Below are 23661 nucleotides of genomic sequence, written 5' to 3'. Positions count from 1 at the left end.
GTGCTTCGGGGGAAGATCTGCCGTATGGACGACGTGGACCGGAAAATCCTTGCCGAGCTCCAGCAGGACGGGCGGCTGACCGTGACCGAGCTGGCCGCGCGGGTGCGGCTGAGTGTCTCGCCCTGTCACCGGCGGCTGCGCGAGCTGGAGCGCTCCGGCGCCATCGAGGGCTACCGCGCGGTGGTGGACCCGGCCGCGCTCGGGCTGAACTTCGAGGCGCTGGTCTTCGTGTCCATGCGGCAGGAGGACCGGGACACGGTGGCCGACTTCGAGCGGGCGGTCAGCGAGCTGGAGCACGTGCTCGACGCCCAGCGGCTCTTCGGCGAGCCCGACTATCTGCTCCGCATCGCCACCGCCGACCTCGCCGCCTTCCAGCGGCTGTACGACGACCGGCTCGCGACCCTGCCGGGCGTGCAGCGGCTGACGTCGACCCTGGTGATGAAGCACGTCGTACGGGACCGGCCACTGCCGGCGTAGCACGGCAGGCGGCAGCTCATCTCGATGAACTACCGCCTGCCAGACAGGACTTGGGAAAGGGAAAGGAGGAGGGGGTTACTTCGTCGGCTTCTTTCCCGTCACGCCCAGGTGGACCAACAGCGCCAGGTTCGGCTTCAGTTCGGCCTGTTTCACGCCCCAGGACGAGAAGCCCTTCTGGTGGGCCGCCACCGCCGCGAGCATCGCGACCAGCGAGCCGGCCACCGCCGCCGGGTTCACGTCCTTGTCGACCCTGCCCTTGGCCTGGAGTTCGGCGATGGAGTCCGCGAGGGAGTTGTTCACCGAGTTGAGGATCTTCATCCGGAGCTTGTAGAACCGTTTGTCCCCTTCGGCCGCGCCAAGGTCGACCACCCGCAGGATGGCGTCGTTCTTCCGCCAGAACTCCAGGAATCCGTCCACGAGTTCCTGCGCGGTCTGCCACCCGGACTTGCCGGCCCATGACCGCCCTTCGAGCAGCTCGGTCAACCCGGCGCCCTCGGTGGCCATTTGCTCGGCGATCTCCAGGACGGCACCTTCGACGTCCGGGAAGTACTGATAGAAGGTCGCGGGCGAAGTGCCCGCTTTCCGGGCGACATCGATGACCTTGACGTCCCGGTACGGGGAGGAGCTGAGCATCTCGCTGAGGCAGTCGAGCAGCTTCTGCCGGGTCGCCTGCCCACGCCGGCCGGCCACGCGGCCGTCGACGGTACGCACTTGTCCTGTCATGCCGTCAGCTTACCGAGGGGTGATCGGAGCGCGATTCGGCCGACTGCAAATGGGGTGCACGGGGGCTCTGAGGGTGGTGTGCCTGGTCTGCGGGGTGCGGGCGGCCCGGTTACTTTGGCGGCATGGCCGAAAACAGGGCATCCGCGAACGAAGCGCCGGATGAGGCGGAAGAGGTGGTCGAGGGGGAAGTGGTCGAGGCGGCAGGTGCGGATGAGCCGTACGGGGAGGGCGTGCCCTGCTGGGTGGACGCCCAGCTGCCCGACGTCGAGGCGGGCAAGCGCTTCTACGGCGAGCTGTTCGGGTGGTCCTTCGAGGACGCGTACGGCTCCTCGGTGTGGGCCCGGCTGGACGGACGGCCGGTCGCCGCGCTCGTGCCCAAGACCGACGGCAGGATGCCCACCGTCTGGACGGTGTACTTCGCCACCCCCGACGCCGCTGCGTTCACCCGGCGGATCCTCGCGGCCGGCGGACAGGTGGTGACGGCGCCCACCCCGCTGGGCGACCTGGGCGCCGCCGCTCTCGCCGCCGACTCCGAGGGCGCGGTGTTCGGCCTGTGGCAGCCGGGCCGGCACCGGGGCTTCGGGGTCCGCCGCGAGCCCGGCAGCTTCGTCTGGGCCCAGCTGTACACGCGCGACATCTCCGCCGCCAACACCTTCTACGGCACCCTCTTCCACGACGCCCTCTTCGGTGCGGGCGCCGAGCCCGACTTCGGGCGGGCCGAGGTCACCGAGGTGTTCCCGGCCGAGATGCCCCCGCACGTCCTCGCCCACTTCCGGGTCGCCGGTCTGGGTGACGCGCTCGGGGCCGTCCAGCGGCTCGGCGGCCGGGTGCAGGCGCCACCCTTCGAGACGTCGTACGGAGCTGTGGCGGTCGTCACCGACAATCAGGGGGCGTCGTTCGCACTATTGCAGCGGTGATCCGGCCGACGCGGCGGCGATCCGTCAGCTTTGGTCGGATTAAGTGCCAGACACCCCGATATTTCGCCGGGTTCGCAACGAGCCGCCCGGCCAGGAAGAATCAGGGTGCGTGCCGCCACGGCGGTGCGGTGGTGAGACGCTGCACGTCGGTCGCGTACATATGGGGTGGCGCGGCCAGTACGGGGAGGTGGCAGGCAAGTGGTGGATCAGCTGACGCAGCACGATCCGCGGCGGATCGGGCCGTTCGAGGTGCTGGGGCGGCTGGGCGCCGGCGGCATGGGGCTGGTCTATCTCGCGCGCTCGGCGTCCGGCCGGCGCGTGGCGATCAAGACAGTGCGCACCGAACTGGCCGAGGACCAGCTCTTCCGCGTCCGCTTCACCCGTGAGGTGGAGGCGGCCCGCGCGGTCTCCGGGTTCTACACGGCCGCGGTGGTCGACGCCGACCCGCGCGCCGCCGTGCCCTGGCTGGCCACGGCCTACGTGCCCGCGCCGTCCCTCGAAGAGATAGTGAACGACTGCGGGCCCCTCCCGGCCCAGGCCGTGCGCTGGCTCGCGGCGGGCGTCGCCGAGGCCCTCCAGTCCATCCACGGCGCGGGACTCGTGCACCGGGACCTGAAGCCGTCCAACGTGCTCGTGGTCGAGGACGGCCCCCGGGTGATCGACTTCGGCATCGCGTCCGGCGTCTCGAACACCCGCCTGACCATGACCAACGTCGCCGTCGGCACCCCCGCCTACATGTCCCCGGAGCAGGCCAAGGACTCCCGCAGCGTCACCGGCGCCAGCGACGTCTTCTCGCTCGGCTCCATGCTGGTCTTCGCGGCGACCGGCCACCCGCCCTTCCACGGCGCCAACCCGGTCGAGACGGTCTTCATGCTGCTGCGCGAGGGCCCGGACCTGACCGGCCTGCCCGACGAGCTGCGCCCGCTCATCGAGGTCTGCATGCAGATGGAGGCCACGGGCCGTCCCTCCCCGGCCGACCTCCAGGCCCAGCTCGCACCCCATCTCTTCGGCTCCGGCTCCGACGACAGCGGCACCGCTTCGGCCTGGCTGCCCGAGAAGGCCGTCGCCCTCATCGAGTCCCGCCGCGGCGGCGGCCGCCCCGCCCCCAGGCCCGCCACCCCGGCCGGCACCGGCGGCGGGCGCAGCGGCGGCGGCCGTCCGGCGGTCCCCCCGCTGCCCTCGTACGACCCGCCCGTCCCCGCCCCGGCGCCCGCCGGTGTCCCGGACGCCGGCCCGGTCCGCCTCGCCGGCGCCCAGGTGCCCATCGGCCCCGGCCCGCGCGTCGCCGACGCCCGCGCCGCCGCCGTCAAGGCACCCCCGCCGGAGGCCGGCCTGGTGGCCACCTGGTCCCGCCCGCGCCCCGGCGTCGCCGGCGCCGGCGACGACCTGCCGGCCGCGCCGCCCGTGCCCCCGGAGACGGCGAGCGGCTGGCGCCCCTGGCGGTTCCGCATGTCCAACGACGTCTGGGGCACCCCCACCGTGGGCGGCGACCTGGTCTACGTCACCTCCTTCGAGGTGCACGCCCTGGACGTGGCCACCGGCCGCCGGCGCTTCAAGACGCGGGACGTCGCCTGGTCCATGGCCGTGGCGGACGGCCGTATCCACGCCTCCGACGGCCCGACCCTGTTCGCCCTGGACGCCCGCGAGGGCGGCGACCTGTGGCGGCTGTCGACGGACGCCTGGGTGTACTCCCTCAAGGCCGACCACGGCACGGTCGTCACCGGCACCCGCGGCGGCGGCGTCCAGGCCTGGGAGGCCGCGACGGGTCAGAAGCTGTGGGAGATCAGCGGCTGCCAGACCGACTTCGAGTCCCCCGAGGCCGGCCCGCTCGTCCACGACGGCACGGTCTACGTGTGGCAGAACGCCCGGCTGCGCGCCCTGGAGGCCCGCACCGGCGAGGAGCGCTGGTCGTACCCGGTCGGCGACGCGGCCTCCTGCGGCGGTGTGCCCGTGCGCCTCGCCCCGGCCGCCGACGGCTACGTCTACGTCTCCGCGGGCACCCGGGTGATCGCCGTCGAGGCGGCGAGCGGCATGGTCCGCTGGCACTTCGAGTCCCCGGCCGTCTTCCTGAGCCCGCCGACCTTCGCGCCCGGCCCGGCGGTCACGGGCGGCGGCGTCTACCTCGCCGACTACCTCGGCACGGTCTACGCCCTCGACGCCACCGACGGCCGTGACCGCTGGCGCATCGCGACCGAGGCCCGCTCCTCGATCGAGCCGGTCCTCGTCGCCGCCGGCCACGTCCACGTGGGCAGCGGCAAGGCCCTCTACACCCTGGACGCGGTCACCGGCACGCCCAAGTGGCGCTTCCAGGCGGGCGGCGACGTCGTGGGCGCGCCCGCGGTGGCCGAGGGCCGCATCCACTTCGGCTCCACCGACCACCTCCTCTACACCCTCAAGGCCGACGACGGCCGGCTGCGCTGGAAGCTGGCGACGGGCGGCGAGATCACCGGCTCCCCGGTGGTCAGGGACGGCGTGGTGTACGCGTGCAGCAAGGACCGGTGCGTGTACGCGCTGGACGCGGAGAAGGGCACGGGCACGGCGCGGACGGCGTAGCGCGGCCTCGCCCGGCGGCGTGCGTGACGGCCGTCGTACCGGTTGTCACGGAAAGGGCTCCGGACGGCGGCCGTCCCAGGGCTGACGCTACCCCCGGCCCCGGACACCCGCCATGCGGTGCCGCCGGTGACGACGCACGGTCACCGCACCCGGAACCCGCCCGTCCGCCGCCCCGCGAACAGCTCCGCCTGCCGCTCGGCCGGCAGGTTGCCGAGGGCGATGAGGTGCGGCGCCTGCGCGAACGCGTGCGCCAGCGCCGCCTCCCGCGCCGCCCACAGCGCCCGCACGGTCCCCTGCACTCCCTGCGCCGGATACCCGGCGATCACGCCCGCACAGCGCACCGCGGCGGCCAACGCCCCGCCCTCCTCGGTGACTTCCGACACGAGCCCGATCTCATGGGCCCGCCGCGCGGAGACCCGTTCGGCGGTGCCCATGAGCATCATCCGGGCCACCTCCCCGTACGGCATCCGCGCGGCCAGCAGCATGGACTCGTACGCGCTGACCATGCCGTACGAGGTGTGCGGATCGAAGAAGACGGCGCTGGCGTCGGCGATGACGAAGTCGCACTCGCCGAGCAGATAGAAGGCACCCCCGCAGGCCATCCCGCGCACGGCGGCCACGACCGGCTTCCACAGGTCGTTCGCCTTGGGCCCGAGCCGCAGCAGCGGATCGTCCTGCATGTACGGCGACGACGGCTGCGGCACGACGACGTCCCGGTCGATCCCGGTGCAGAAGGCCCGCTCCCCGCCGCCGGTGAGCACGACCGCCCGCACCGCGTCGTCGACCCTGAACTCCCGCCACACGGCGGTCAGTTCGCGCACCATCTCCAGATCGACGGCGTTGAGCCGCGCGGGCCGGTCCAGTGTGACGACGGCGACGCCGGTGTCCTTGTCGACGTCGACCCGGACGGTGTTCACGACAGGACCCACTGCGGGAGGCCGCCCGCGAACACGACATGCACCCGCGCCCCGATCCGCAGCCGCCCCGGATCGAGGGAACCGAGAGGCGCCCCGGCCCGGCTGACCACATTGCCCACGAGCCGGATGCGCGGGGCGTCCTCCAGCTCCACCACGACGACGTTGTACGGCGCCTGCTCCGCGTACGCGGGCAGCAGCGGCGGATGCGGCACCACGTACGACCAGATCCGCCCCCTCCCGGACACCGCCCGCCACTCGCTCGCGAACGACTGGCAGTGCGGGCAGCAGGGGCGGGGCGGGAAGCGGAGCTCGTCGCAGTCGGCGCAGGCCTGGACGCGCAGTTCGCCCCGGGCGGCGTACTCCCAGAAGGGGGCGCCGTCGGCGTCGGTGACCGGGGTCAGCATGGTCGGCTCCTTCAGTTCCTGAGGAGGAGGGCGGAGGTGGGCACGCCCTCGCCGGCGGTGACCAGGCAGGCGGCGGCGCCGGGCACCTGGGCGGTGCTGGTGCCGCGCAGCTGCTTCACCCCTTCGGTGATGAGGTTGAAGCCGTGCACATAGGCCTCGGAGAGCCCGCCCCCGGAGGTGTTGAGCGGCAGCCGCCCCCCGATCTCGATCGCGCCCCCCTCCGTGAACGCGCCCCCTTCCCCCCGCCCGCAGAAGCCGTACCCCTCCAGCGAGAGCGGGACGAGGGCGGTGAAGGCGTCGTAGATCTGCGCCACGTCGACGTCGTCCGGGGTGAGGTCGGCCTGCTTCCACAGCTGCCGGGCGGTGCTCCAGGCGGGCCCGGTGAGCGGGTCGTCGTTCCAGTAGTTGACCATCCCGTGGTGCTGGGCGGGCAGCCCCTGGGCGGCGGAGTGGACGTAGACGGGCCGCTGCCGGCAGTCCCGCGCCCGCTCCCTGCCCACGACGACACAGGCGAGCGCCCCGTCCGTCTCCAGGCAGTTGTCGAAGAGGCACAGCGGCTCGCTGATCCAGCGGGCGGTCATGTACATCTCGCGGGTCAGCGGCCGTTCGTACATCACGGCGGCCGGGTTCTGGTTGGCGCGGTTGCGGCAGGCGAGGGCGACATTGAAGAGATGGTCGCGGGTGGCGCCGTACTCGTGCATGTAGCGGCGGGTGAGCATCGCGATCTCGTCGGCGGGCCGCAGCAGCCCGAAGGGCCGGGTCCACTGGGCGGGGGTGGGCAGTTGGACGGTGGTGTTCGTCCACGGCCGGGGCCCGCTGCCCCGCTTCCGGGACCGCCATGCCACGCCCACGGAGGCCTGCCCGGAGGCGATGGCGGCGGCGAGGTGCGCGACGGTCGCACAGGAACCGCCCCCGCCGTACCCGACCTTGCTGAAGAAGGTCAGATCCCCGAACCCGACCGCCTTGGCCAGCTCGACCTCGTCGGTCTCCTCCATGGTGTAGGAGGCGAGCGCGTCGACCTCGCCGGGCGCGATCCCGGCGTCGTCGAGCGCGGCGAGCACGGCCCGGCAGGCGAGCGTCTTCTCGTCGTCCGGCAGGTGCTTGGCGAACGAGGTCTGCCCGATCCCGACGACGGCGGTGGCGTCCTTCAGCCCGGCGGCTGCCATGGTGTCCCCCTCATCGCGTCCCCACACCTGACTGAGTGTCAGATTACAGCTAATCTGACGGCTAGTCAGGTGCGAGATGGTGAAGGAGGCCTGCCATGGGCGACTGGGGGACTGTCCCGGAACTGGTGCGCTGGTCGGCCGAGCGGTACGCGGACGGCGAGGCCGTGGTGGACGGCCGGACGAGGATCACGTACGCCGAACTCGGCGCGCGCGTGGACCGCTCGGCGGCCGCCTGCATCGCGAGCGGCGTACGGACCGGCGACCGCGTCGCCGTCTGGGCCCCCAACTCCCTCGACTGGATCGTCGCGGCACTGGGCGCGGTGAGCGCGGGCGCGGTCCTCGTCCCGCTCAACACCCGCTTCAAGGGCGCGGAGGCGGCGGACGTACTGCGCCGCAGCGGAGCCCGGCTGCTCTTCGTGACGGGCACCTTCCTCGGCACGTCGTACGTGGCCTCCCTGCGCCGGGCGGCGGGAGAGGTCACGGCGGCACCCGGCACCGACGCGGGCGCCGGCACCCGGGGCCCCCTGCCGGGCCTGCCGGAACTGACGGACGCGGTGGTCCTGTCGGAGGACGCGCCACCGGAGTTCCGGACGTGGAAGGACTTCCTGGCGGCCGGGGAGGGGGTGTCGGAGACCGAAGTGCGGGCGAGGGAGGCGGAGTTGTCCGCCGATTCCCTCTCGGACATCGTCTACACGTCGGGTACGACGGGCCGCCCCAAGGGCGCGATGATCACGCACGGGCAGACACTGCGGGCGTACGGCATCTGGGCCGACCTGGCCGGCCTGCGCGCCACGGACCGCTACCTCATCGTCAACCCCTTCTTCCACACCTTCGGCTACAAGGCGGGGGTGATCGCCTGCCTGACGCGCGGGGCGACGATGATCCCGCAGCCGGTCTTCGACGTGGAGACGGCGCTGGCGAACATCGCGGCGGAACGGGTGTCGGTACTGCCCGGCCCGCCGACCCTCCATCAGTCGTTGCTGGACCACCCTTCCCGGGACGCCCACGACCTCTCCGCCCTGCGCCTGGTGGTGACCGGCGCGGCGGTCGTGCCGCTGCTCCTGGTGGAGCGCCTGCGCGGGGAACTGGGCGTGGAGACGGTTCTCACGGCGTACGGCCTGTCCGAGGCGAGCGGGGTCGTCACGATGTGCCGCCGGGGCGACGACCCGCTGCTGATCGCCTCGACGTCCGGCCGGGCGATTCCGGGCACGGAGGTGAGGGTGGCCGACGCGTCGGGCGCGCCGGTGCCGGACGGCGCGGCGGGCGAGGTCCTGGTGCGCGGCTTCAACGTCATGCAGGGCTACTACGGCGACACCGAGGCGACGGCGGCGACGATCTCACCGGACGGCTGGCTGAGCACGGGCGACGTGGGCGTCCTGGACGCCTCGGGCAACCTCCGCATCACCGACCGGATCAAGGACATGTTCATCGTCGGCGGCTTCAACGCGTACCCGGCGGAGATAGAGCAACTCCTCGCCCTCCACCCGGAGGTGCGGGAGGCGGCGGTGATCGGCGTACCGGACGCACGGCTGGGAGAGGTCGGCAAGGCCTACGTCGTCCGCCACCCGGGCTCCCCCCTCACCGCCGACGACCTGATCGCCTGGTCCCGCCGCGAGATGGCGAACTACAAGGTGCCGAGGGCAGTCGAATTCGTCCCCGAACTGCCGAGGAACGCGAGCGGGAAGGTACTGAAGGGGGAGCTGCGGGGGAGGGGACGAAGGTAGGGGGTTGAGCTGATCCGGGGTCGGAGAGGTTGCCCTTGGGCCGCCCGCTTCTCTCTCAGTGTCGTGCTTCCGCGAGGTGTGTAAAGGGCGCTCCCGTTCCGCTGCGCTCCACTCCCGCGTCGGCTGCGCCGATGGCCCTGCGGGCCACCCTTGACACACCTCGCTCCAGCACGCGGAAGAAGCGAGCGTGCAGCCCGGGGAAAGTGGGCGCCTTACCGGGGTTGGCCCCCGAGGCCTACTGGGCAGTCGCCGTGGGCTGCGGGTGCACACCCGCGCCTCGCCTGCACGCCGGGTGGGGGCGGCGGCTTGCGGGTTGGGGGAGGCTGGGGGAGGGGGGCGTCCCTTCCCTTCGGCCTCATCAGTCACACCACTCCTACCAGTCACGAGGAATGGGGAAGTTGGATGATTTGGGCGCGTTGGGGGTGGGAGGGGGACGGATAGGGGCGGTCGGTGCGGGGGCTGGCGGGGCCGTGGCCATGGGGATGGCCCAAACCTTCCAAATGCTCCCCGATCCCTGCCATCCGAGTCCGCTCAGGTCCGCGCCGCCTCCCAATCCGCCTGGACCCCGATTCCCCCACCCCCCACTCGGCCGCAGCCGCTGAGCCAACCCGGCGTCCCCGCCTACTGATGCGCCTCCACCCTCATCCGCAGCCGCCGAGCCCACCCGGTGCGCCCCTCCTGCCCCGGCCCGCGACACGAGTGACGGTAGGAGCACGCCGGTCGGGGCCCCCGGCCCCACGGTCACTTGGAGGCACCGGTCAGGTCGGCCAAGGTGGACCTGATCTCCTCGACCATGTACGCAGGGCGGTGGAAAACGTCCTCGGCGCTGAAGCGGAGGAGGCCGCGGATCTCCGGGCACCGTAAGAGCTGGTTGAAGCGGGTGATGTCCTGGCGGTGGGCGTCACGGGTGGCGTGGTAGACGTAGCCCTCGATCTCCACGCCCAACCCCGCAGCCCGGAAGAGGAAGTCGAGGGTGCGGCGGCGTCCGTCCGGTGTGCGCACCTCGGCCTGGCTCTCGGGGTGAAGAGCGGCGTCGTATATGCGGAGTCGGGCAACCGTCTCCGCCGGGGAACCGGCGAGCGGGTCGCACAGGGGCAGCCAGCGCCGGGCCCGGGCCGCCCCCTGAGCCTGCCCAGCCGACTCCAGCGCGGCGACGATGTCGTCCCACCGGGTGAGCGGTGCGCGGCGGACGTGCCCGACCCTGCGGTAGGTCAGCGCCGAGTCCGCTGCGACGACCGCCTCGTCCCTCGGACCGCGTCGGAGCAGGTCGGTGACCGTGCGGGTGGGGTTGGTGAGGCGCAGTCCCTGCCGTTCCACCACGTCGGTCGGGTCGATCTGGAGGCGGTGTACGTGTACGTCGCTGCTCAGGCGGCGGAGGGTGAGCTGGGGGTCGGTGAACTCCAACGGTGCCTTACGGCTACCACGGCTGTCGCCGAGCAACTCGATGTGCCAAAGGGTGGCCGCCGAACCATGGCTCACGATCAGCCGGGGTTCACGGAACAGCACCGCCCGGAGCCGAGTGAGCAGGTCCGGGCTCTGCCCCGGCTCCGCCCAGGCGCCGTGCCGGAGTTGGGTCCAGCCCTCCGCGCGCAGCGCACGCGTGAGACTGCGCCGGGGCCAGCCGGCCTCGACGGCACGTGAGGTGAGCAGGACGCCCCTGTCCGCCAGCGCCCTCAAGTCCCTGCGCTCCACCAGGGCAAGATCGCAGAAACCCCGCCCTGCCGCTTGCCCTGTGGATAACCCTGGTCAGCCCTTGAGCGAGCTGACGAAGGCGTCCCAGACGAGGGGCGGGAAGAGGAGCACCGGTCCGTCCTGGGCCTTCTTCGAGTCGCGGACGGGGATCACGCCGGGGTGAGCATCGCAGACTTCGACGCAGTCGCCGCCGCTTCCGTTGCTGTAGCTGCTCTTGCGCCACACGACGGTACTCAGGTCAATCCCGGTGCTTGCCATCTCGGTAGTCCTCTGCCGCTTGTTCGACCATGGCCAGGGACGCCTCTGGCGGTAGTGCCGCGGCCCTGAGCAGATCGTACGACCTACGGTAGTCCTTCACGAGCGCCGGAAAATCGATGAGTTGGCCATTGTGGAGGCCCTCGGTGTAGGCCACCGGTGGGGCGTCCGGGAAGGTCATGACCTTCACCATGCCCATCATGAACGGGTAGGCCTGCGCCGTTTCCGGAAGGATCTGCAGAACGCCCTGCGTGGAGCGGATCACGTGAGCGATGTGCTCCAGTTGCACCGCCATCTCCGCCGACGGCAGGAAGGGCTTGCGGACGAGGGACTCGTGCAGGACGGCCCAGAACGACGGCCGCTCCTCGCGTTTCCAGATCTCCGCCCGCTTCAAACGGGCCTGAACCTGCTTGTCGACCCTCTCGGACGGCAGCCACGGCAGCGACGTGTGTACGACAGCCTCGGCATAGGCCTGCGTCTGCAGCAGCCCTGGCACCAGCATGGGTGCCCACTCCTCGATCGTCTCCGCATGCTGCTCCATCTCCGCCACATCCGCGAAGTACTCCGCATGACCCGACTGCCGTGCCCTGCGCGCATCTTCACAACGCCGCTCGAAAAACCCGTCCGTCTTCAGGACCTTGTCGACATGCCGGGCCAGATCCACCGGCATGCGTCGCTCGGCGCGTTCGATCTGGCTCAGGAAAGGGACGCCACGGAAGCTACCTTCCGCCAGTTGCTCCAGGGTCAGTCCCGCCAGTTCCCGTCGATAGCGCAACTCGGCGCCGTAGAAGGAGGGGACGTTGGCCGATGCGTCGGGGTCCTTGCGTGGGGGCACAACTCATCACCGCCGTTTGCTTGTTGCTCTGCGTAGTCGAAAGCTCTTCAAACGGTACCGATGGAGGCGTCACTGTGTGACTGTTCGTCACAGAAAGCACAGGGAGGCGTACGAAGTCATGCCGTCGTCCGAATCCGACAACTCCGTCTACGACATCACCCTCTGCGTAGATGACCTGCGCGCTGCCTTGTCCAGCCACGGCATCACCCTGCCGTCCCTCCGGGTGGACCTGCCGAGCTTCGCGGGCGCGTACCGGCCACCGGTCGGCCTGGTTGCGCTCGGCAACTGCAACGCCGCCATGGCGCGCAGGCTGGCGGCGGCGCTGAGGGGCTCCGACGCGGCACCGGGCCGGGCGCCGCTGGATGTCGAGCTTCCCGCCGTACCGGAGGCGCTGCGGGGGCTTCGGCGTACCGTTCGCCGCTACCTGGGCGCACCCTGTCCGGACGCCGAACTCTGCGTCACGGAACTCGTCACGAACGTGATCCGGCATGTGGGGGAGGGGATTTCCATCCGTGTGCGGGTGGTCCGGTCGGACGGTGATCGCATCCGCGTCGAGGTGACGGACCCGGCCGGGCAGGCCCTCCCCCTGTCCCGGTCCGCCGCACCCGACGACGAGGAGGGACGCGGCCTCGCCCTGCTGGAGGCGGTGGCGCTGCGCTGGGGTGTGGAGCGGGGGGTGGAGGCCAAGACGGTGTGGTGCGAGCTGGGTGGTGCCGGTTGATTCAGCTGACGTTGCCCGTGATGTGGATGTTGTCCGGCGACACGATGGTGGCGTGGGTGTTGTCCGGGCTCACCGGCTGGTGGTTGTCGGCCAGGGCCGGGCTCGCGGCGGCGACGGTCGCGCCGAGCAGTAGAGCAGTGGTGGCGACGATCTTCGCGATGCGGGTCATGAAGGTCTCCTTGGAGAGTCGACGTCGAAGGTACTGATTCCAGACACACGTCGGCCGCGACGGCTCCCCCTCGGCGCCGTCGCGGCCGGCTCCCCCGTGCGGGAGTTGGCTCAGCTGGGGTCGGACGTGATGTGGGTGTTGTCCGGGCTCACCGTGCCGTCGGCGGCCACCGCCTCGACATCCGTGATGTGGGTGTTGAGCGGCTTGACGTCGGCGGCAGCCTTGGCGTCCGTGATGTGCGTGTTGAGCGGCTTGACCGTGGAGCCGGCCTCGGCGTCGGTGATGTGCGTGTTGTCCGGCTTGATGACCGTCTCGTCCTTGGTGATGTCGCTCATCAGGTCCTCCCCTTGGAGATCGCGTTGCGGCTGTGCCGGGCCCGTCCGGCCGCTCCCCCGGGGCCGGCCGGACGGGCCGCTGGAGCCGCCCACTCTAGATCGCGAGTGTGACGGTCTCACTGGCCGGTCCGTCTGCCCCCCGACGCGACGGCCCGACACCCAAGAGAGTGCCGTGGGGCGATAAACGAACGATGAACGACGTATCCGGTCCCGGTGCCCGGATCAGGCCGCGGCGGCCGGTGTCAGGAGCGTCTGGACCTCCGCCGCTTCCGGAGAGTTCAACCGCTCGTAGATGTCCAGCGCCTCGCGCCAGCAGACCTGGGCCCTGCCGGTGTGGCCGATGCCGTTCAGGGACTTCCCGAGAACGGTCAGTGCGTTGCCGCGGCGCCATTCGCCGCCGATCTCCCTGAGCAGCGTCAGCGCCATCTCGGCGTTGGCGGCGGCCTGGGCGGGGCGCATGGCCTGCAGGTCCACTTCCGCGAGACGGAACAGGGTCATGCCCTCCCACAGACGCTGCCGACTGGTGCGGAAGACGAGCAGGGCCTGACTCAGATGCCTGCCGGCATCCTCCAGCCTGCCGCTCTTGCCCAGTGCCAGCCCGAGGGCGTAGTGGCCGTTGGCGGCTTTCAGGGAGTGACCCAGCTCCTCGTACATCTCGGTGCCCTGCCGTGCGAGATGTACCGCGCTGTCGGGCCGTTCGGTCTGGAGGTGCAGACGGGAGAGGTTGCACAGCGCGGCCGCCGCGCCGGACAGGTCGCCGCAGGCACGGAAGTCCTCGATGGCGCGCTCCAGGTGGGCCTCACCCTCGGCATAGCGGTTCTGGTAGTAGGCGAAGACGCCCAGGATGTTGGCCGCCCAGCAGCGGGGCAGAGCGTCGTCGGCCGCCTCCGAGAGGGCGAGCGCCTGCTCCGCCTCCGCGTAGGCCTGCTTGAACTGCCCCGACCAGTGACGGGCGTTGGCCAGCACCAGGATGGCGCGTCCCTCGGCCTTGCCGTCAGCCGCGGCATGGGAAGCGGCGCGCAGCGCGGTACCGGCCGCCTCGTACTCCTTGAAGTTGGCTCCCGACTCGGCGAGGTCGACCGCCGTCCACAGCAGGTCGACGGCGCGCCGCAGCGTGGCACCGCTCGACGACTGCCGGACGCAGGCCAGCAGTGGGACGGCTTCGGAGTAGAGCCAGTCCCGAGCGGCACGGCGATCGGCGAAGACCAGCCCGGAGACGCCGGTCTCCTCCAGATGATCCACCAACCGGTCCCCCGGCCGCTCCATCGCGTACACCTGTGCCGCCGTGGCCAGGTAGAAGTCCAGCAGGCGGGACATCGCCGCGTCCCGTTCGCTCGGCGGCTGTTCGTCCCGCTCCGCGCACGCACGCGCGTAGAGCCGGACCAGGTCGTGGAAGCGGTAGCGGCCGGGGGCGGCCGATTCCAGGAGGGAGGTGTCCACGAGGGACTCCAGGAGGTCCTCCGTCTCCTCCGCCGGGAGGTCCAGGACGGCGGCCGCGGCCGCGAGCGAGATGTCCGGGCCGTCGGCCAGGCCCAGCAGGCGGAAGGCGCGGGCCTGGGCCGGTTCCAGCTGGCCGTAGCCCAGTTCGAACGTCGCCTTCACCGCCAGGTCGCCCGCCTGGAGCTCGTCCAGGCGGCGGCGTTCGTCGGCCAGCTTGGCCGCCAGGACGGAGACCGTCCAGGTGCGGCGGGCCGCCAGGCGGGACGCCGCGATGCGGATCGCGAGGGGGAGGAAGCCGCAGGACGCGACCACGTCCAGGGCGGCCTCCCGCTCCGCCGCCACCCGTTCCTCGCCCACGATCTTCGTGAAGAGGGCCAGCGCCTCCTCCGGGGACATCACGTCCAGGTCCACCAGGTGGGCGCCCGCCAGGTCGACCATGCGGACGCGGGACGTCACCAGGGCCGCGCAGCCCTCCGTGCCCGGCAGGAGCGGGCGTACCTGGGCCGCGTCCTTGGCGTTGTCCAGCAGGACCAGTACCCGCCGGCCGTCCAGGACCGAGCGGTACAGGGCCGCCCGTTCCTCCATGCTGTCCGGGATCGCCGAGTCCGCCGTGCCCAGTGCGCGCAGGAACGAGCCGAGTACCGTCTCGGGTTCCGCCGGACGCGGGCCCGCGCCCTGGAGGTCCACGTACAGCTGGCCGTCCGGGAAGGCCGTGCGGGCCCGGTGGGCCACGTGCACCGCCAGTGTCGTCTTGCCCACGCCGCCGATGCCCGCCAGCGCCGAGACCGCCATCACCCGGTTGCCGGCGTCCGCCGACTCCGACGCCGAGGCGAGTACATCGCTCAGTTCCGCGACGAAGGACGCCCGGCCGGTGAAGTCGGGTACCGAGGCGGGCAGTTGGGCCGGTCGGACCGCGCCGACGGCCGGTTCCGCCGACGGCGACGAGGGCTCCGCCAGTGCCGGGTCGGCCTGGAGGATGCGCTGCTGCAGCTCGCTGAGGCCCGCGCGCGGGTCCACGCCGAGCTCCTCCGCGAGGAGGCGGCGGGTGTCGGCGTAGACGGCGAGGGCCTCGGCCTGTCTTCCGCTGCGGTACAGCGCCAGCATCAGCAGCTCGCGCAGGCGCTCCCGCAGGGGGTGGGCGGCGGTCAGCGCGGTCAGTTCCGAGACGGCCTCCGCGTGGCAGCCCTGCTCCAGGTCCATGTCCAGGCGGGATTCGAGGAGGCCCAGGCGCCATTCCTCCAGGCGGACGCGCTGGGTCTCGGCGTAGGGGCCGGGCACGCCGGCCAGGGGTTCGCCGTCCCAGTGGCCGAGGGCGTCGTTCAGCAGGTCGCGGGCCCGGTGCAGGTCCCCGGCGGTGCGGGCCTTGTCCGCCAGCGCCGCCAGCTCCTGCGCCTGCGCCAGGTCCAGGGCGCCCTCGCGCAGGCCCCGGACGGCATAGCCGCCGGACTCGCTGACCAGCACGCCGGGGTCCAGCACCTTGCGCAGCCGGGAGGCGTAGGTGCGCAGGGCCGCCAGCGCCTGCGACGGGGGCTCGGCGCCCCACAGGGCGTCGATGAGCTCCGCCGCGGTCGCCGTACGGCCCTCGCGCAGCAGCAGGGCGGCCAGCAGGGCGCGCTGCTGCGGGGAGCCCGTGCTGAGCGGCTCGGTGCCGCGCCAGGCCCGTACCGGACCGAGCACGCCGAACCGCAGCGCCTCCGGTTCCGTGACGGTCACGGAGCCGGGACGCCGCTGCTCAGGCACTCGCGGCCCATCGTCCATGCGTTGGTCCCCCTCGGGTCCACGAACAACCCCGTCAGTTTGCCTTGTTCCGGGCGGTTGCGTCAGCCGTGGGAGACGGCGATCACAGGTCGGCGCGACGGGGTGCACAAAGCCCTCACACGGTCTTCGCACACAGCGGACCGCGACTCACTAGCTGACGGGTCGTCAGATCGGCGCTACCGTGAGGCCCATGGAGACACCACAGTTCCCGCTGATCATCTCCGTCGACGACCACACCGTGGAGCCCGCCACCGTCTGGCAGGACCGGCTGCCGAAGAAGTACCTGGACGTCGGACCCCGGATCGTGCGCGCGCCGCTGAAGGAGATGACCTTCCTCGGCGGACGGTTCAAGCCCGTCATGGGTGATCCCGGCGGCACGGACGGACCCGTCGGCGACTGGTGGGTCTACGAAGACCTCCGGCGGCCGCTCACCCGGCTCGACACCGCCGTCGGCGTCGACCGCGACGAGGTCAGGCTCGAAGTCATCACGTACGAGCAGATGCGGGCCGGGTCGTACGACGTCCCCGCCCGGCTCGCCGACATGGACGTCAACCACGTCCAGTCGGCCGTCTGTTTCCCGACCTTCCCGCGCTTTTGCGGACAGACCTTCACGGAGGCCGCCGACAAGGAGCTCGGCCTGCTGTGCGTGCGCGCCTACAACGACTGGATGGTGGAGGAGTGGTGCGGGCCGAAGGCGCGCGGCCGGCTGATACCGCTCACCCTCATACCCCTGTGGGACGCCGAGCTGGCTGCCGAGGAAGTGCGGCGCAACGCGGCGCGGGGCGTGCGGGCCGTCGCGTTCTCCGAGATACCGCCGCACCTGGGCCTGCCGTCCGTGCACACCGACGACTGGGATCCGTTCCTCGCGGCGTGCGACGAGACCGGCACGGTCGTCGCCATGCACATCGGCTCCAGCAGCCGCATGCCCTCCACCTCCGCCGACGCCCCGCCCGCCGTGGGCTCCACCATCACCTTCGCCAACTGCTGCTTCTCGATGGTGGACTGGCTGATGAGCGGGAAGTTCGAGCGCTTCCCGAACCTCAAGGTGATGTACGCGGAGGGGCAGATCGGGTGGATTCCGTACATCCTTGAGCGCGCCGACGTGGTGTGGGAGGAGAACCGGGGGTGGGGCGGGGTCGCCGACAAGGTCACCCGGCCGCCGTCGGAGACCTTCGCCGAGCACGTCTACGGCTGCTTCTTCGACGACGCCTTCGGGCTCAGGAGCCTCGACTCCATCGGCGTCGGCAACGTCCTGTACGAGACCGACTACCCGCACTCCGACTCCACCTGGCCCAAGTCCCGCGAGGTCGCCGAGACGCAGATGGGGCACCTGGCGGACGGCGTGGTCGAGCGGATCGTGCGCGGCAACGCCATCGAGCTGCTGGGGCTGACACGGGACGGGCTGTGGCGGGGGCCCAGGTGAGCGCCCCGGCATCCCTGACGTACGGCATGCAGTTGCCCGTCCAGTCGCAGAGCACGATCTACGCCGAGGAGTGGGAGGCCGGGGCCGGGACCGCGGATCTGGTGGAGATCGCGCGGGCGGCGGACCGGGCCGGGTTCGGCTATCTCGCCGTCTGCGACCACGTGGCGATCCCGCGCCGCCTCGCCCGGGCCATGAGCACGGTCTGGTACGACCCCGTCGCCACCCTCGCCCACCTCGCCGCCGTCACCGAGCGGGTGCGGCTGCTGAGCCATGTCGCCGTCGTCGGGCTGCGGCACCCGCTCCTGACCGCCAAGCAGTACGCCACCCTCGACCACCTCTCCGGCGGCCGGCTGGTCCTCGGGGTGGGCGCCGGACACGTGCGGGAGGAGTTCGAGGCGGTCGGGGCCGACTTCGAGCGGCGGGGGGCTGTGCTGGACGAGACGATCGACGCGTTGCGGGCGGCTCTCGGGCCGGCGGAGTTCCCCGAACACCACGGCAAGTTCTACGACTTCGCCGGGCTCGGCCAGCTCCCCCGGCCGGCCCAGCCGGTCGTTCCCCTGTGGGTCGGGGGCTCCTCGCCCCCCGCCGTGCGCCGGGCCGCCCTCAAGGGCGACGGCTGGCTGCCGCAGGGAGATCCCCGGGACCGGCTGCCCGCGCAGATCGCCCGCATCCGGCGGCTGCGCGAAGAGGCGGGCGTCGAGGGGGCGTTCACCGTCGGGGCCATCACCGAGCCGCTGTACGTCGGGCGGGCCGGCTGGGAGGTCGGGCGGCGGACCCTCACCGGGGCGCCGGAGGAGGTCGCCGCGTCGCTGCGGGCGTACCGGGCGATGGGCGTGGACCAGATCCAGGTGCGGTTCCGCAGCCGGAGCCGGGCCGAACTCACCGAGCAGATCGGACTGTTCGGGGCGGAGGTCGCGCCCCGGCTGGACTGAGGAGGACAGGACTCCATGGGCAAGCTGGACGGGCGGGTCGTCGTCATCACCGGGGCGGCCCGCGGGCAGGGCGAGCAGGAGGCGCGGCTCTTTCGGGAGGAGGGCGCGCGGGTGGCCGTCGCCGATGTGCTGGACGAGCGGGGCGAGGCCCTGGCGAAGGAGATCGGGGCGCTGTACGTCCACCTCGACGTGGGCGAGGAGGACGGCTGGCGCTCGGCCGTCGGGGCGGTGAAGGAGGCCTACGGGCGCATCGACGGGCTCGTCAACAACGCGGGCATCCTGCGCTTCAACGCCCTCGCGGACACCCCGCTGGACGAGTTCATGCAGGTCGTCAGGGTCAATCAGGTCGGCTGTTTCCTGGGCATGAAGGCGGTCGCGCCGGAGCTGCCGGAAGGCGGCACGATCGTCAACACCGCCTCCTACACGGCGCTCACCGGCATGGCGGCGGTCGGCGCGTACGCCGCCACCAAGCACGCCGTGCTGGGGCTGACCCGGGTCGCGGCGCTGGAGCTGGCCGGCCGGGGGATCCGGGTCAACGCGATCTGCCCGGGCGCCATCGACACCCCCATGTCCAACCCGGCCCGCCTGGACCCGGACGCCGACCCGGAGGAGATGAGCCGGGCGCTGGACGAGCTGTACCGCAAGCTCGTGCCGCTCGGCCGGGTCGGGCAGCCGGAGGAGGTGGCGCGGCTGGCGCTCTTCCTCACCTCGGCGGACTCCTCGTACATCACCGGGCAGCCGTTCGTGATCGACGGCGGGTGGCTGGCCGGGGTCAGCGTCATCTGACGGACATCCGCCCAATGGGCTGACGAGGTGTCAGCTATTGACGAATCTGACGGTACGTCAGAAAGTTCGTAGGACTCACAGGACTCGCAGGACCACCTGGACCGGGATGGTGAACCGCCGTGGAATTCGGGCTCTTTGTACAGGGATACGTGGGCAAGCGCGCCGAGACCGACCCGCTCGCCGAGCACAGGGCGCTGATGGAGGAGACCGAGTACGTCATCCAGGCGGACCGGTCCGGCTTCAAGTACGCCTGGGCCTCCGAGCACCACTTCCTGGAGGAGTACTCGCACCTGTCCGCCAACGACGTGTTCCTGGGCTACCTGGCGCACGCGACCGACCGGATCCATCTGGGCTCCGGGATCTTCAACCCGCTCGCCCAGGTCAACCACCCCGTGAAGGTCGCCGAGAAGGTCGCCATGCTCGACCACCTCAGCGAGGGCCGCTTCGAGTTCGGCAGCGGGCGGGGCGCCGGGTCCCACGAGATCCTCGGGTTCATACCGGGTGTGACCGACATGAATTACACGAAGGAGATCTGGGAGGAGACCATCGCCGAGTTCCCGAAGATGTGGCTCCAGGACGAGTACGCCGGCTTCCAGGGCAAGCACTGGCAGCTGCCGCCGAGGAAGGTCCTGCCGAAGCCGTACGGGAAGTCCCACCCGGCGATGTGGTACGCGGCAGGGTCCCCGGCGTCGTACGCCATGGCCGCGAGGAAGGGGCTCGGGGTGCTCGGCTTCAGCATCCAGAAGGTCTCCGACATGGAGTGGGTGCTGGAGCAGTACAAGACGGCGGTCGTGAACGCCGAGCCGGTCGGGGACTTCGTCAACGACAACGTGATGGTGACGACGACCGCGATCTGCGCGCCGACGCACGACGAGGCGATCCGGATCGCGGTCGGCGGCGGGCTGCACTACCTGCCGTCGCTGGTCTTCCGGTACCACGACACCTTCCCCCGGCCGGAGGGCTTCCCCGTCTGGCCGGAGACGCTGCCCCCGTACACACCGGAGTTCGTGGAACTGCTCATCGAGGAGGAGCTGCTGATCTGCGGCGACCCGGACGAGGTGCTGCGCCAGTGCAAGCGCTGGGAGCAGGCGGGCGCGGACCAGCTGAGCTTCGGGCTGCCGGTGGGGGTGCCGAAGGAGGAGACGCTCCAGACGATACGGCTGATCGGGGAGCACGTGATCCCGAAGATCGACACGGATCCCGTGCACCGGACGAGCCGGTTCCGCCAAGCGGTCTGAGGGGGTTCGCGGGAATGCTGGACCATGTGATCAAGGGCGCCACCGTCGTCGACGGCACCGGCGCCCCCGCCTTCACCGCCGACGTCGGCATCCGGGACGGCCGTATCGCCGTCGTCGGCGAGGTCACCGAGGAGGCCCGCACCGCCGAGGACGCCGCGGGCCTCGTCCTCGCCCCCGGTTTCGTGGACCCCCACACCCACTACGACGCCCAGCTCTTCTGGGACCCGTACGCCACGCCCTCGCTGAACCACGGGGTGACCACGGTCGCGGCCGGGAACTGCGGGTTCACCCTCGCCCCGCTGAACCCCGCCCGCCCCGAGGACGCCGACTACACGCGCCGGATGATGTCCAAGGTGGAGGGGATGTCCCTGGTGGCGCTGGAGGAGGGGGCGCCCTGGAACTGGAGCTCCTTCGGGGAGTACCTGGACGCGCTCGACGGCCGGATCGCCGTCAACGCGGGCTTCATGGTCGGGCACTGCGCGCTGCGCCGGCACGTGATGGGACCGGACGCGGTCGGCGGGCAGCCGACCGAGGAGAAACTGGCCGAGATCGTACGGCTGTTGCACGAGGCGATGGACGCGGGCGCCTGGGGGTTCTCCACCACCCAGTCCAGCACCCACTCCGACGGCGACGGCAGGCCGGTCGCCTCCCGGCACGCGAGGCCCGCCGAACTGCTCGCCCTGGCCCGGGCGGTCGGGGAGCACGAGGGCACGCAGATCGAGGCGATCGTCGCCGGGTGCCTGGACCAGTTCGACGACGACGAGATCGATCTGCTCGTGGAGATGAGCGCGGTCGCCGGGCGGCCGCTCAACTGGAACGTGCTCACCGTCGACGCGGCCGTACCGGAGCGGGTGCCCCGGCAGCTGAGCGCGAGCGAGCGGGCGCGGAAGGCCGGCGGGCGGATCGTGGCGCTCACCATGCCCATCCTGACCCCGATGAACATGTCCCTGGGCACCTTCTGCGCCCTCAACCTGATCCCCGGGTGGGGGCCCATCCTCGGACTGCCGGTACCCGAGCGGATCGCCGGGCTGAAGGACCCGGAGGTGCGGGCGGAGATGCTGCGCCGGGCCCGCTCCAAGGAGGCGGGGGTCTTCCGGCGGCTCGCGAACTTCGGCCGGTACGTCATCGGGGACACCTACAGCGAGGCCAACCGGGGCCTGAGCGGCCGGGTGGTGCGGGACATCGCCGAGGAGCGCGGCCTTGACCCCTTCGCCTGCCTGGTGGAGATCTGCGCGGCCGACGAACTGCGCACGGTGCTGTGGCCGATGCCGACCGACAACGACCCCGCCTCCTGGGCGCTGCGCGCCGAGACCTGGCAGCACGAGGACGTCCTGCTGGGCGGCTCCGACGCCGGGGCGCATCTGGACCGGATGTGCGGGGCGCCGTACACGACCCGGTTCCTCGGGGACTGTCTGCGGGGGCGGAAGCTGGTCGGTCTGGAGCGGGCGGTGCGGATGCTGACCGACGATCCGGCGCGGCTGTTCGGGCTGCGGGAGCGGGGCCGGATCCGCGAGGGCTTCCACGCCGACCTGGTCCTGTTCGACCCGGAGCGGATCGACGCCGGGCAGGCGCGGCTCGTGCACGACCTGCCGGGCGACAGCCCCCGGCTGGATTCGGCGGCGATCGGGGTGCGGGCCGTGTGGGTCAACGGGGTCGAGGCGATCCGCGACGACGTGGTGAGCGGCGCCGTACCGGGCAGGGTGCTGCGCTCGGGCACCGACACACGGACGGTGGGGACGCGGTGAGCGACGGGCAGCGGCTGTTCGTCGGCGGCCGGTGGACCGAGCCGGACGGCGGGTACTACCCGGTGACCGACCCGGCCACCGAGGAGACCGTCGGCCGGGCGCCGGAGGCCTCGCCGGAGCAGGCCCGGGCGGCCTGCGCGGCGGCCCGGGAGGCGTTCGGGCCGTGGTCGCGGACCCGGCCGGAGGAACGGGCGGCGCTGCTGGCGCGGGCGGCGGAGATCATCCGCGGCCAGTTGGTGCCGTACGCCGAACTCGCCCGCGCCGAGACCGGGGCGACCACCGCGACCGCCCGGGCCATGCAGGTCGGGGTGGCCGCCGCCCGGTTCCGCCGGTACGCGAGCGTGGAGAGCGCCGAGTGGCCGGTCGCCCCGCAGATCAACGAGGCCGGGCCGATGGGGAGGGCCGGGGTGATGGGCGCGCTGGCGCTGCGGCAGCCCGTCGGCGTCGTCACCTGCGTCACCTCGTACAACAACCCCTGGGCCAACCCGGCCGGGAAGGTCGCCCCGGCGCTCGCCATGGGCAACACGGTGGTGGTGAAGCCCGCACCGCAGGACCCGCTGTCCGTCTACCGGATGGCCGAGGCGCTGGAGGCGGCCGGCGCACCGCCGGGCGTGGTGAACGTGGTCTGCGGGCGGGACGTGGCCGTGGGCGAGGCGGTGGTGGCGTCCGCGGACGTCGACATGGTCAGCTTCACCGGCTCCACGGCCGTCGGCCGGCGCATCGCCGAGGTGTGCGGGCGGGACATGAAACGCCAGCTGATGGAGCTGGGCGGCAAGGGCGCGGCCCTCGTGTTCGACGACGCCGACCTCGGCTCGGCCGTGGCCGGCATCGGCACCACCTTCTCCTTCTACAGCGGGCAGATCTGCACCGCGCCGACGCGGGTGCTGGCGCAGCGGGGCGTGTACGAGCGGCTCGTGGAGCAACTCGCCGGGTACGCGCGCAGGTTGAAGGTGGGCGATCCGTCGGAGCCGGACACGGTCGTCGGACCGGTGATCTCGGCGGAGCACCGGGCGCGCGTCGAGTCGTACGTCGAACTCGGCCGCAAGGAGGGCGCGACCGTGGTGGCGGGCGGCGAACGGCCGCCGCTGGAGCGCGGGTTCTACGTCGCGCCGACGCTGCTCGCCGACTGCGCCAACGACATGCGGGTGGCCCGCGAGGAGATCTTCGGGCCGGTGGTCTGCGTCATCCCCTTCGACGACGAGGACGAGGCGGTCGCCCTCGCCAACGACTCCGACTACGGCCTCATCGACTACGTCTGGTCCGGCGACGTCGCCCGCGCCTTCCGGGTCGCCCGGCGCCTGCGGGCCGGCGGGGTCGGCATCAACACCGTCGGCCGCAACATGGAGGCCCCGTTCGGCGGGTTCAAGAGGAGCGGGGTGGGGCGGGACGTGGGCTCGTACGCCCTGCATGCGTACAGCGAGGTGCAGGCGATCGTGTGGCCGGGGTGAGCG

At 72.0% G+C, this 23661-nt stretch carries 21 protein-coding genes; 11 read left to right on the top strand and 10 right to left on the bottom strand.

Annotated features, from left to right (window positions below):
- Positions 1-24 precede the first annotated feature (24 nt).
- Positions 25-477, top strand: a complete 453-nt coding sequence (locus ACFC8N_RS08700) for an Lrp/AsnC family transcriptional regulator (RefSeq protein WP_356020060.1) — start codon at positions 25-27, stop codon at positions 475-477.
- A gap of 75 nt (positions 478-552) precedes the next feature.
- Here ACFC8N_RS08700 and ACFC8N_RS08695 read toward each other — a convergent pair whose 3' ends face one another.
- Positions 553-1200 (bottom strand): TetR family transcriptional regulator, encoded by a 648-nt coding sequence (locus ACFC8N_RS08695; protein WP_356020058.1) that lies wholly within the window; start codon positions 1198-1200, stop codon positions 553-555.
- 122 nt (positions 1201-1322) lie between these two features.
- Between ACFC8N_RS08695 and ACFC8N_RS08690 the strand changes: the two genes are divergently transcribed.
- Positions 1323-2117, top strand: coding sequence for a VOC family protein (locus ACFC8N_RS08690; protein WP_376287548.1), 795 nt, complete (start codon positions 1323-1325; stop codon positions 2115-2117).
- A gap of 198 nt (positions 2118-2315) precedes the next feature.
- Positions 2316-4670, top strand: a complete 2355-nt coding sequence (locus ACFC8N_RS08685) for a serine/threonine-protein kinase (protein ID WP_356020056.1) — start codon at positions 2316-2318, stop codon at positions 4668-4670.
- A 140-nt stretch (positions 4671-4810) separates the two neighbouring features.
- Here ACFC8N_RS08685 and ACFC8N_RS08680 read toward each other — a convergent pair whose 3' ends face one another.
- Genes ACFC8N_RS08680 through ACFC8N_RS08670 form a run of 3 tightly spaced genes read right to left on the bottom strand, consistent with a single transcriptional unit; the run spans position 4811 to position 7157 of the window.
- Complete coding sequence (locus ACFC8N_RS08680; protein WP_376287546.1) at positions 4811-5587, bottom strand: enoyl-CoA hydratase/isomerase family protein; 777 nt, start codon at positions 5585-5587, stop codon at positions 4811-4813.
- Positions 5584-5991, bottom strand: coding sequence for a Zn-ribbon domain-containing OB-fold protein (locus ACFC8N_RS08675; RefSeq protein WP_376287544.1), 408 nt, complete (start codon positions 5989-5991; stop codon positions 5584-5586). Before ACFC8N_RS08675 ends, ACFC8N_RS08680 begins: the two co-directional genes overlap by 4 nt.
- Positions 5992-6002: 11 nt before the next feature.
- Positions 6003-7157: a lipid-transfer protein gene (locus ACFC8N_RS08670; RefSeq protein ID WP_356020048.1), complete on the bottom strand. Its 1155-nt coding sequence runs from the start codon at positions 7155-7157 to the stop codon at positions 6003-6005.
- A gap of 95 nt (positions 7158-7252) precedes the next feature.
- Here ACFC8N_RS08670 and ACFC8N_RS08665 point away from each other — a divergent pair, with 95 nt between their 5' ends.
- On the top strand, positions 7253-8881 hold the full coding sequence (locus tag ACFC8N_RS08665) for a FadD3 family acyl-CoA ligase (protein WP_356020046.1): 1629 nt from the start codon (positions 7253-7255) through the stop codon (positions 8879-8881).
- Positions 8882-9622: 741 nt separating this feature from the next.
- On the opposite strand, the gene ACFC8N_RS08660 is transcribed toward ACFC8N_RS08665, so the two are convergent.
- Genes ACFC8N_RS08660 through ACFC8N_RS08650 form a run of 3 tightly spaced genes read right to left on the bottom strand, consistent with a single transcriptional unit; the run spans position 9623 to position 11663 of the window.
- Positions 9623-10573, bottom strand: a complete 951-nt coding sequence (locus ACFC8N_RS08660; RefSeq protein ID WP_376287542.1) for a hypothetical protein — start codon at positions 10571-10573, stop codon at positions 9623-9625.
- Positions 10574-10627: 54 nt separating this feature from the next.
- The gene (locus tag ACFC8N_RS08655) at positions 10628-10831 is read right to left on the bottom strand and encodes a DUF397 domain-containing protein (protein WP_376287540.1); all 204 of its coding nucleotides are present in this window, start codon (positions 10829-10831) and stop codon (positions 10628-10630) included.
- A complete protein-coding gene (locus ACFC8N_RS08650; RefSeq protein WP_376287538.1) occupies positions 10812-11663 on the bottom strand; it encodes a helix-turn-helix domain-containing protein in 852 nt (283 codons plus the stop codon). The genes ACFC8N_RS08655 and ACFC8N_RS08650 overlap by 20 nt, the downstream gene beginning before the upstream one ends.
- Before the next feature lie 118 nt (positions 11664-11781).
- On the opposite strand from ACFC8N_RS08650, the gene ACFC8N_RS08645 reads away from it, so the two are divergent.
- Complete coding sequence (locus tag ACFC8N_RS08645; RefSeq protein WP_376287536.1) at positions 11782-12384, top strand: ATP-binding protein; 603 nt, start codon at positions 11782-11784, stop codon at positions 12382-12384.
- 1 nt (position 12385) lies between these two features.
- On the opposite strand, the gene ACFC8N_RS08640 is transcribed toward ACFC8N_RS08645, so the two are convergent.
- From ACFC8N_RS08640 to ACFC8N_RS08630, 3 genes are all read right to left on the bottom strand, one after another.
- Entirely contained in the window at positions 12386-12553 is a 168-nt protein-coding gene (locus ACFC8N_RS08640) for a hypothetical protein (RefSeq protein WP_356020036.1), read from the bottom strand.
- 110 nt (positions 12554-12663) lie between these two features.
- Positions 12664-12888: a hypothetical protein gene (locus ACFC8N_RS08635; RefSeq protein WP_356020034.1), complete on the bottom strand. Its 225-nt coding sequence runs from the start codon at positions 12886-12888 to the stop codon at positions 12664-12666.
- Positions 12889-13110: 222 nt separating this feature from the next.
- On the bottom strand, positions 13111-16086 hold the full coding sequence (locus ACFC8N_RS08630) for a BTAD domain-containing putative transcriptional regulator (RefSeq protein ID WP_376287534.1): 2976 nt from the start codon (positions 16084-16086) through the stop codon (positions 13111-13113).
- Between the two features lie 190 nt (positions 16087-16276).
- Here ACFC8N_RS08630 and ACFC8N_RS08625 point away from each other — a divergent pair, with 190 nt between their 5' ends.
- The 6 genes from ACFC8N_RS08625 to ACFC8N_RS08600 all read left to right on the top strand — a co-directional run bounded on the left by ACFC8N_RS08625 (position 16277) and on the right by ACFC8N_RS08600 (position 23658).
- Positions 16277-17509 (top strand): amidohydrolase family protein, encoded by a 1233-nt coding sequence (locus tag ACFC8N_RS08625; protein WP_356020030.1) that lies wholly within the window; start codon positions 16277-16279, stop codon positions 17507-17509.
- Positions 17510-17535: 26 nt separating this feature from the next.
- Positions 17536-18441: an LLM class F420-dependent oxidoreductase gene (locus ACFC8N_RS08620; RefSeq protein ID WP_376287742.1), complete on the top strand. Its 906-nt coding sequence runs from the start codon at positions 17536-17538 to the stop codon at positions 18439-18441.
- Positions 18442-18456: 15 nt separating this feature from the next.
- Positions 18457-19227, top strand: a complete 771-nt coding sequence (locus ACFC8N_RS08615) for an SDR family NAD(P)-dependent oxidoreductase (RefSeq protein WP_376287532.1) — start codon at positions 18457-18459, stop codon at positions 19225-19227.
- A gap of 119 nt (positions 19228-19346) precedes the next feature.
- A complete protein-coding gene (locus ACFC8N_RS08610; protein WP_362816683.1) occupies positions 19347-20465 on the top strand; it encodes an LLM class flavin-dependent oxidoreductase in 1119 nt (372 codons plus the stop codon).
- Between the two features lie 14 nt (positions 20466-20479).
- A complete protein-coding gene (locus tag ACFC8N_RS08605) occupies positions 20480-22210 on the top strand; it encodes an amidohydrolase family protein (RefSeq protein WP_376287530.1) in 1731 nt (576 codons plus the stop codon).
- On the top strand, positions 22207-23658 hold the full coding sequence (locus tag ACFC8N_RS08600) for an aldehyde dehydrogenase family protein (protein ID WP_376287528.1): 1452 nt from the start codon (positions 22207-22209) through the stop codon (positions 23656-23658). Before ACFC8N_RS08605 ends, ACFC8N_RS08600 begins: the two co-directional genes overlap by 4 nt.
- The last annotated feature ends 3 nt before the right edge of the window (positions 23659-23661 follow it).

Source organism: Streptomyces sp. NPDC055966 (genome assembly GCF_042269865.1).
In the GTDB taxonomy this organism is placed as follows: domain Bacteria; phylum Actinomycetota; class Actinomycetes; order Streptomycetales; family Streptomycetaceae; genus Streptomyces.
The sequence above is the reverse complement of the archived record's forward strand: the minus strand, read 5'-3'. Positions and strand labels throughout refer to the sequence as shown.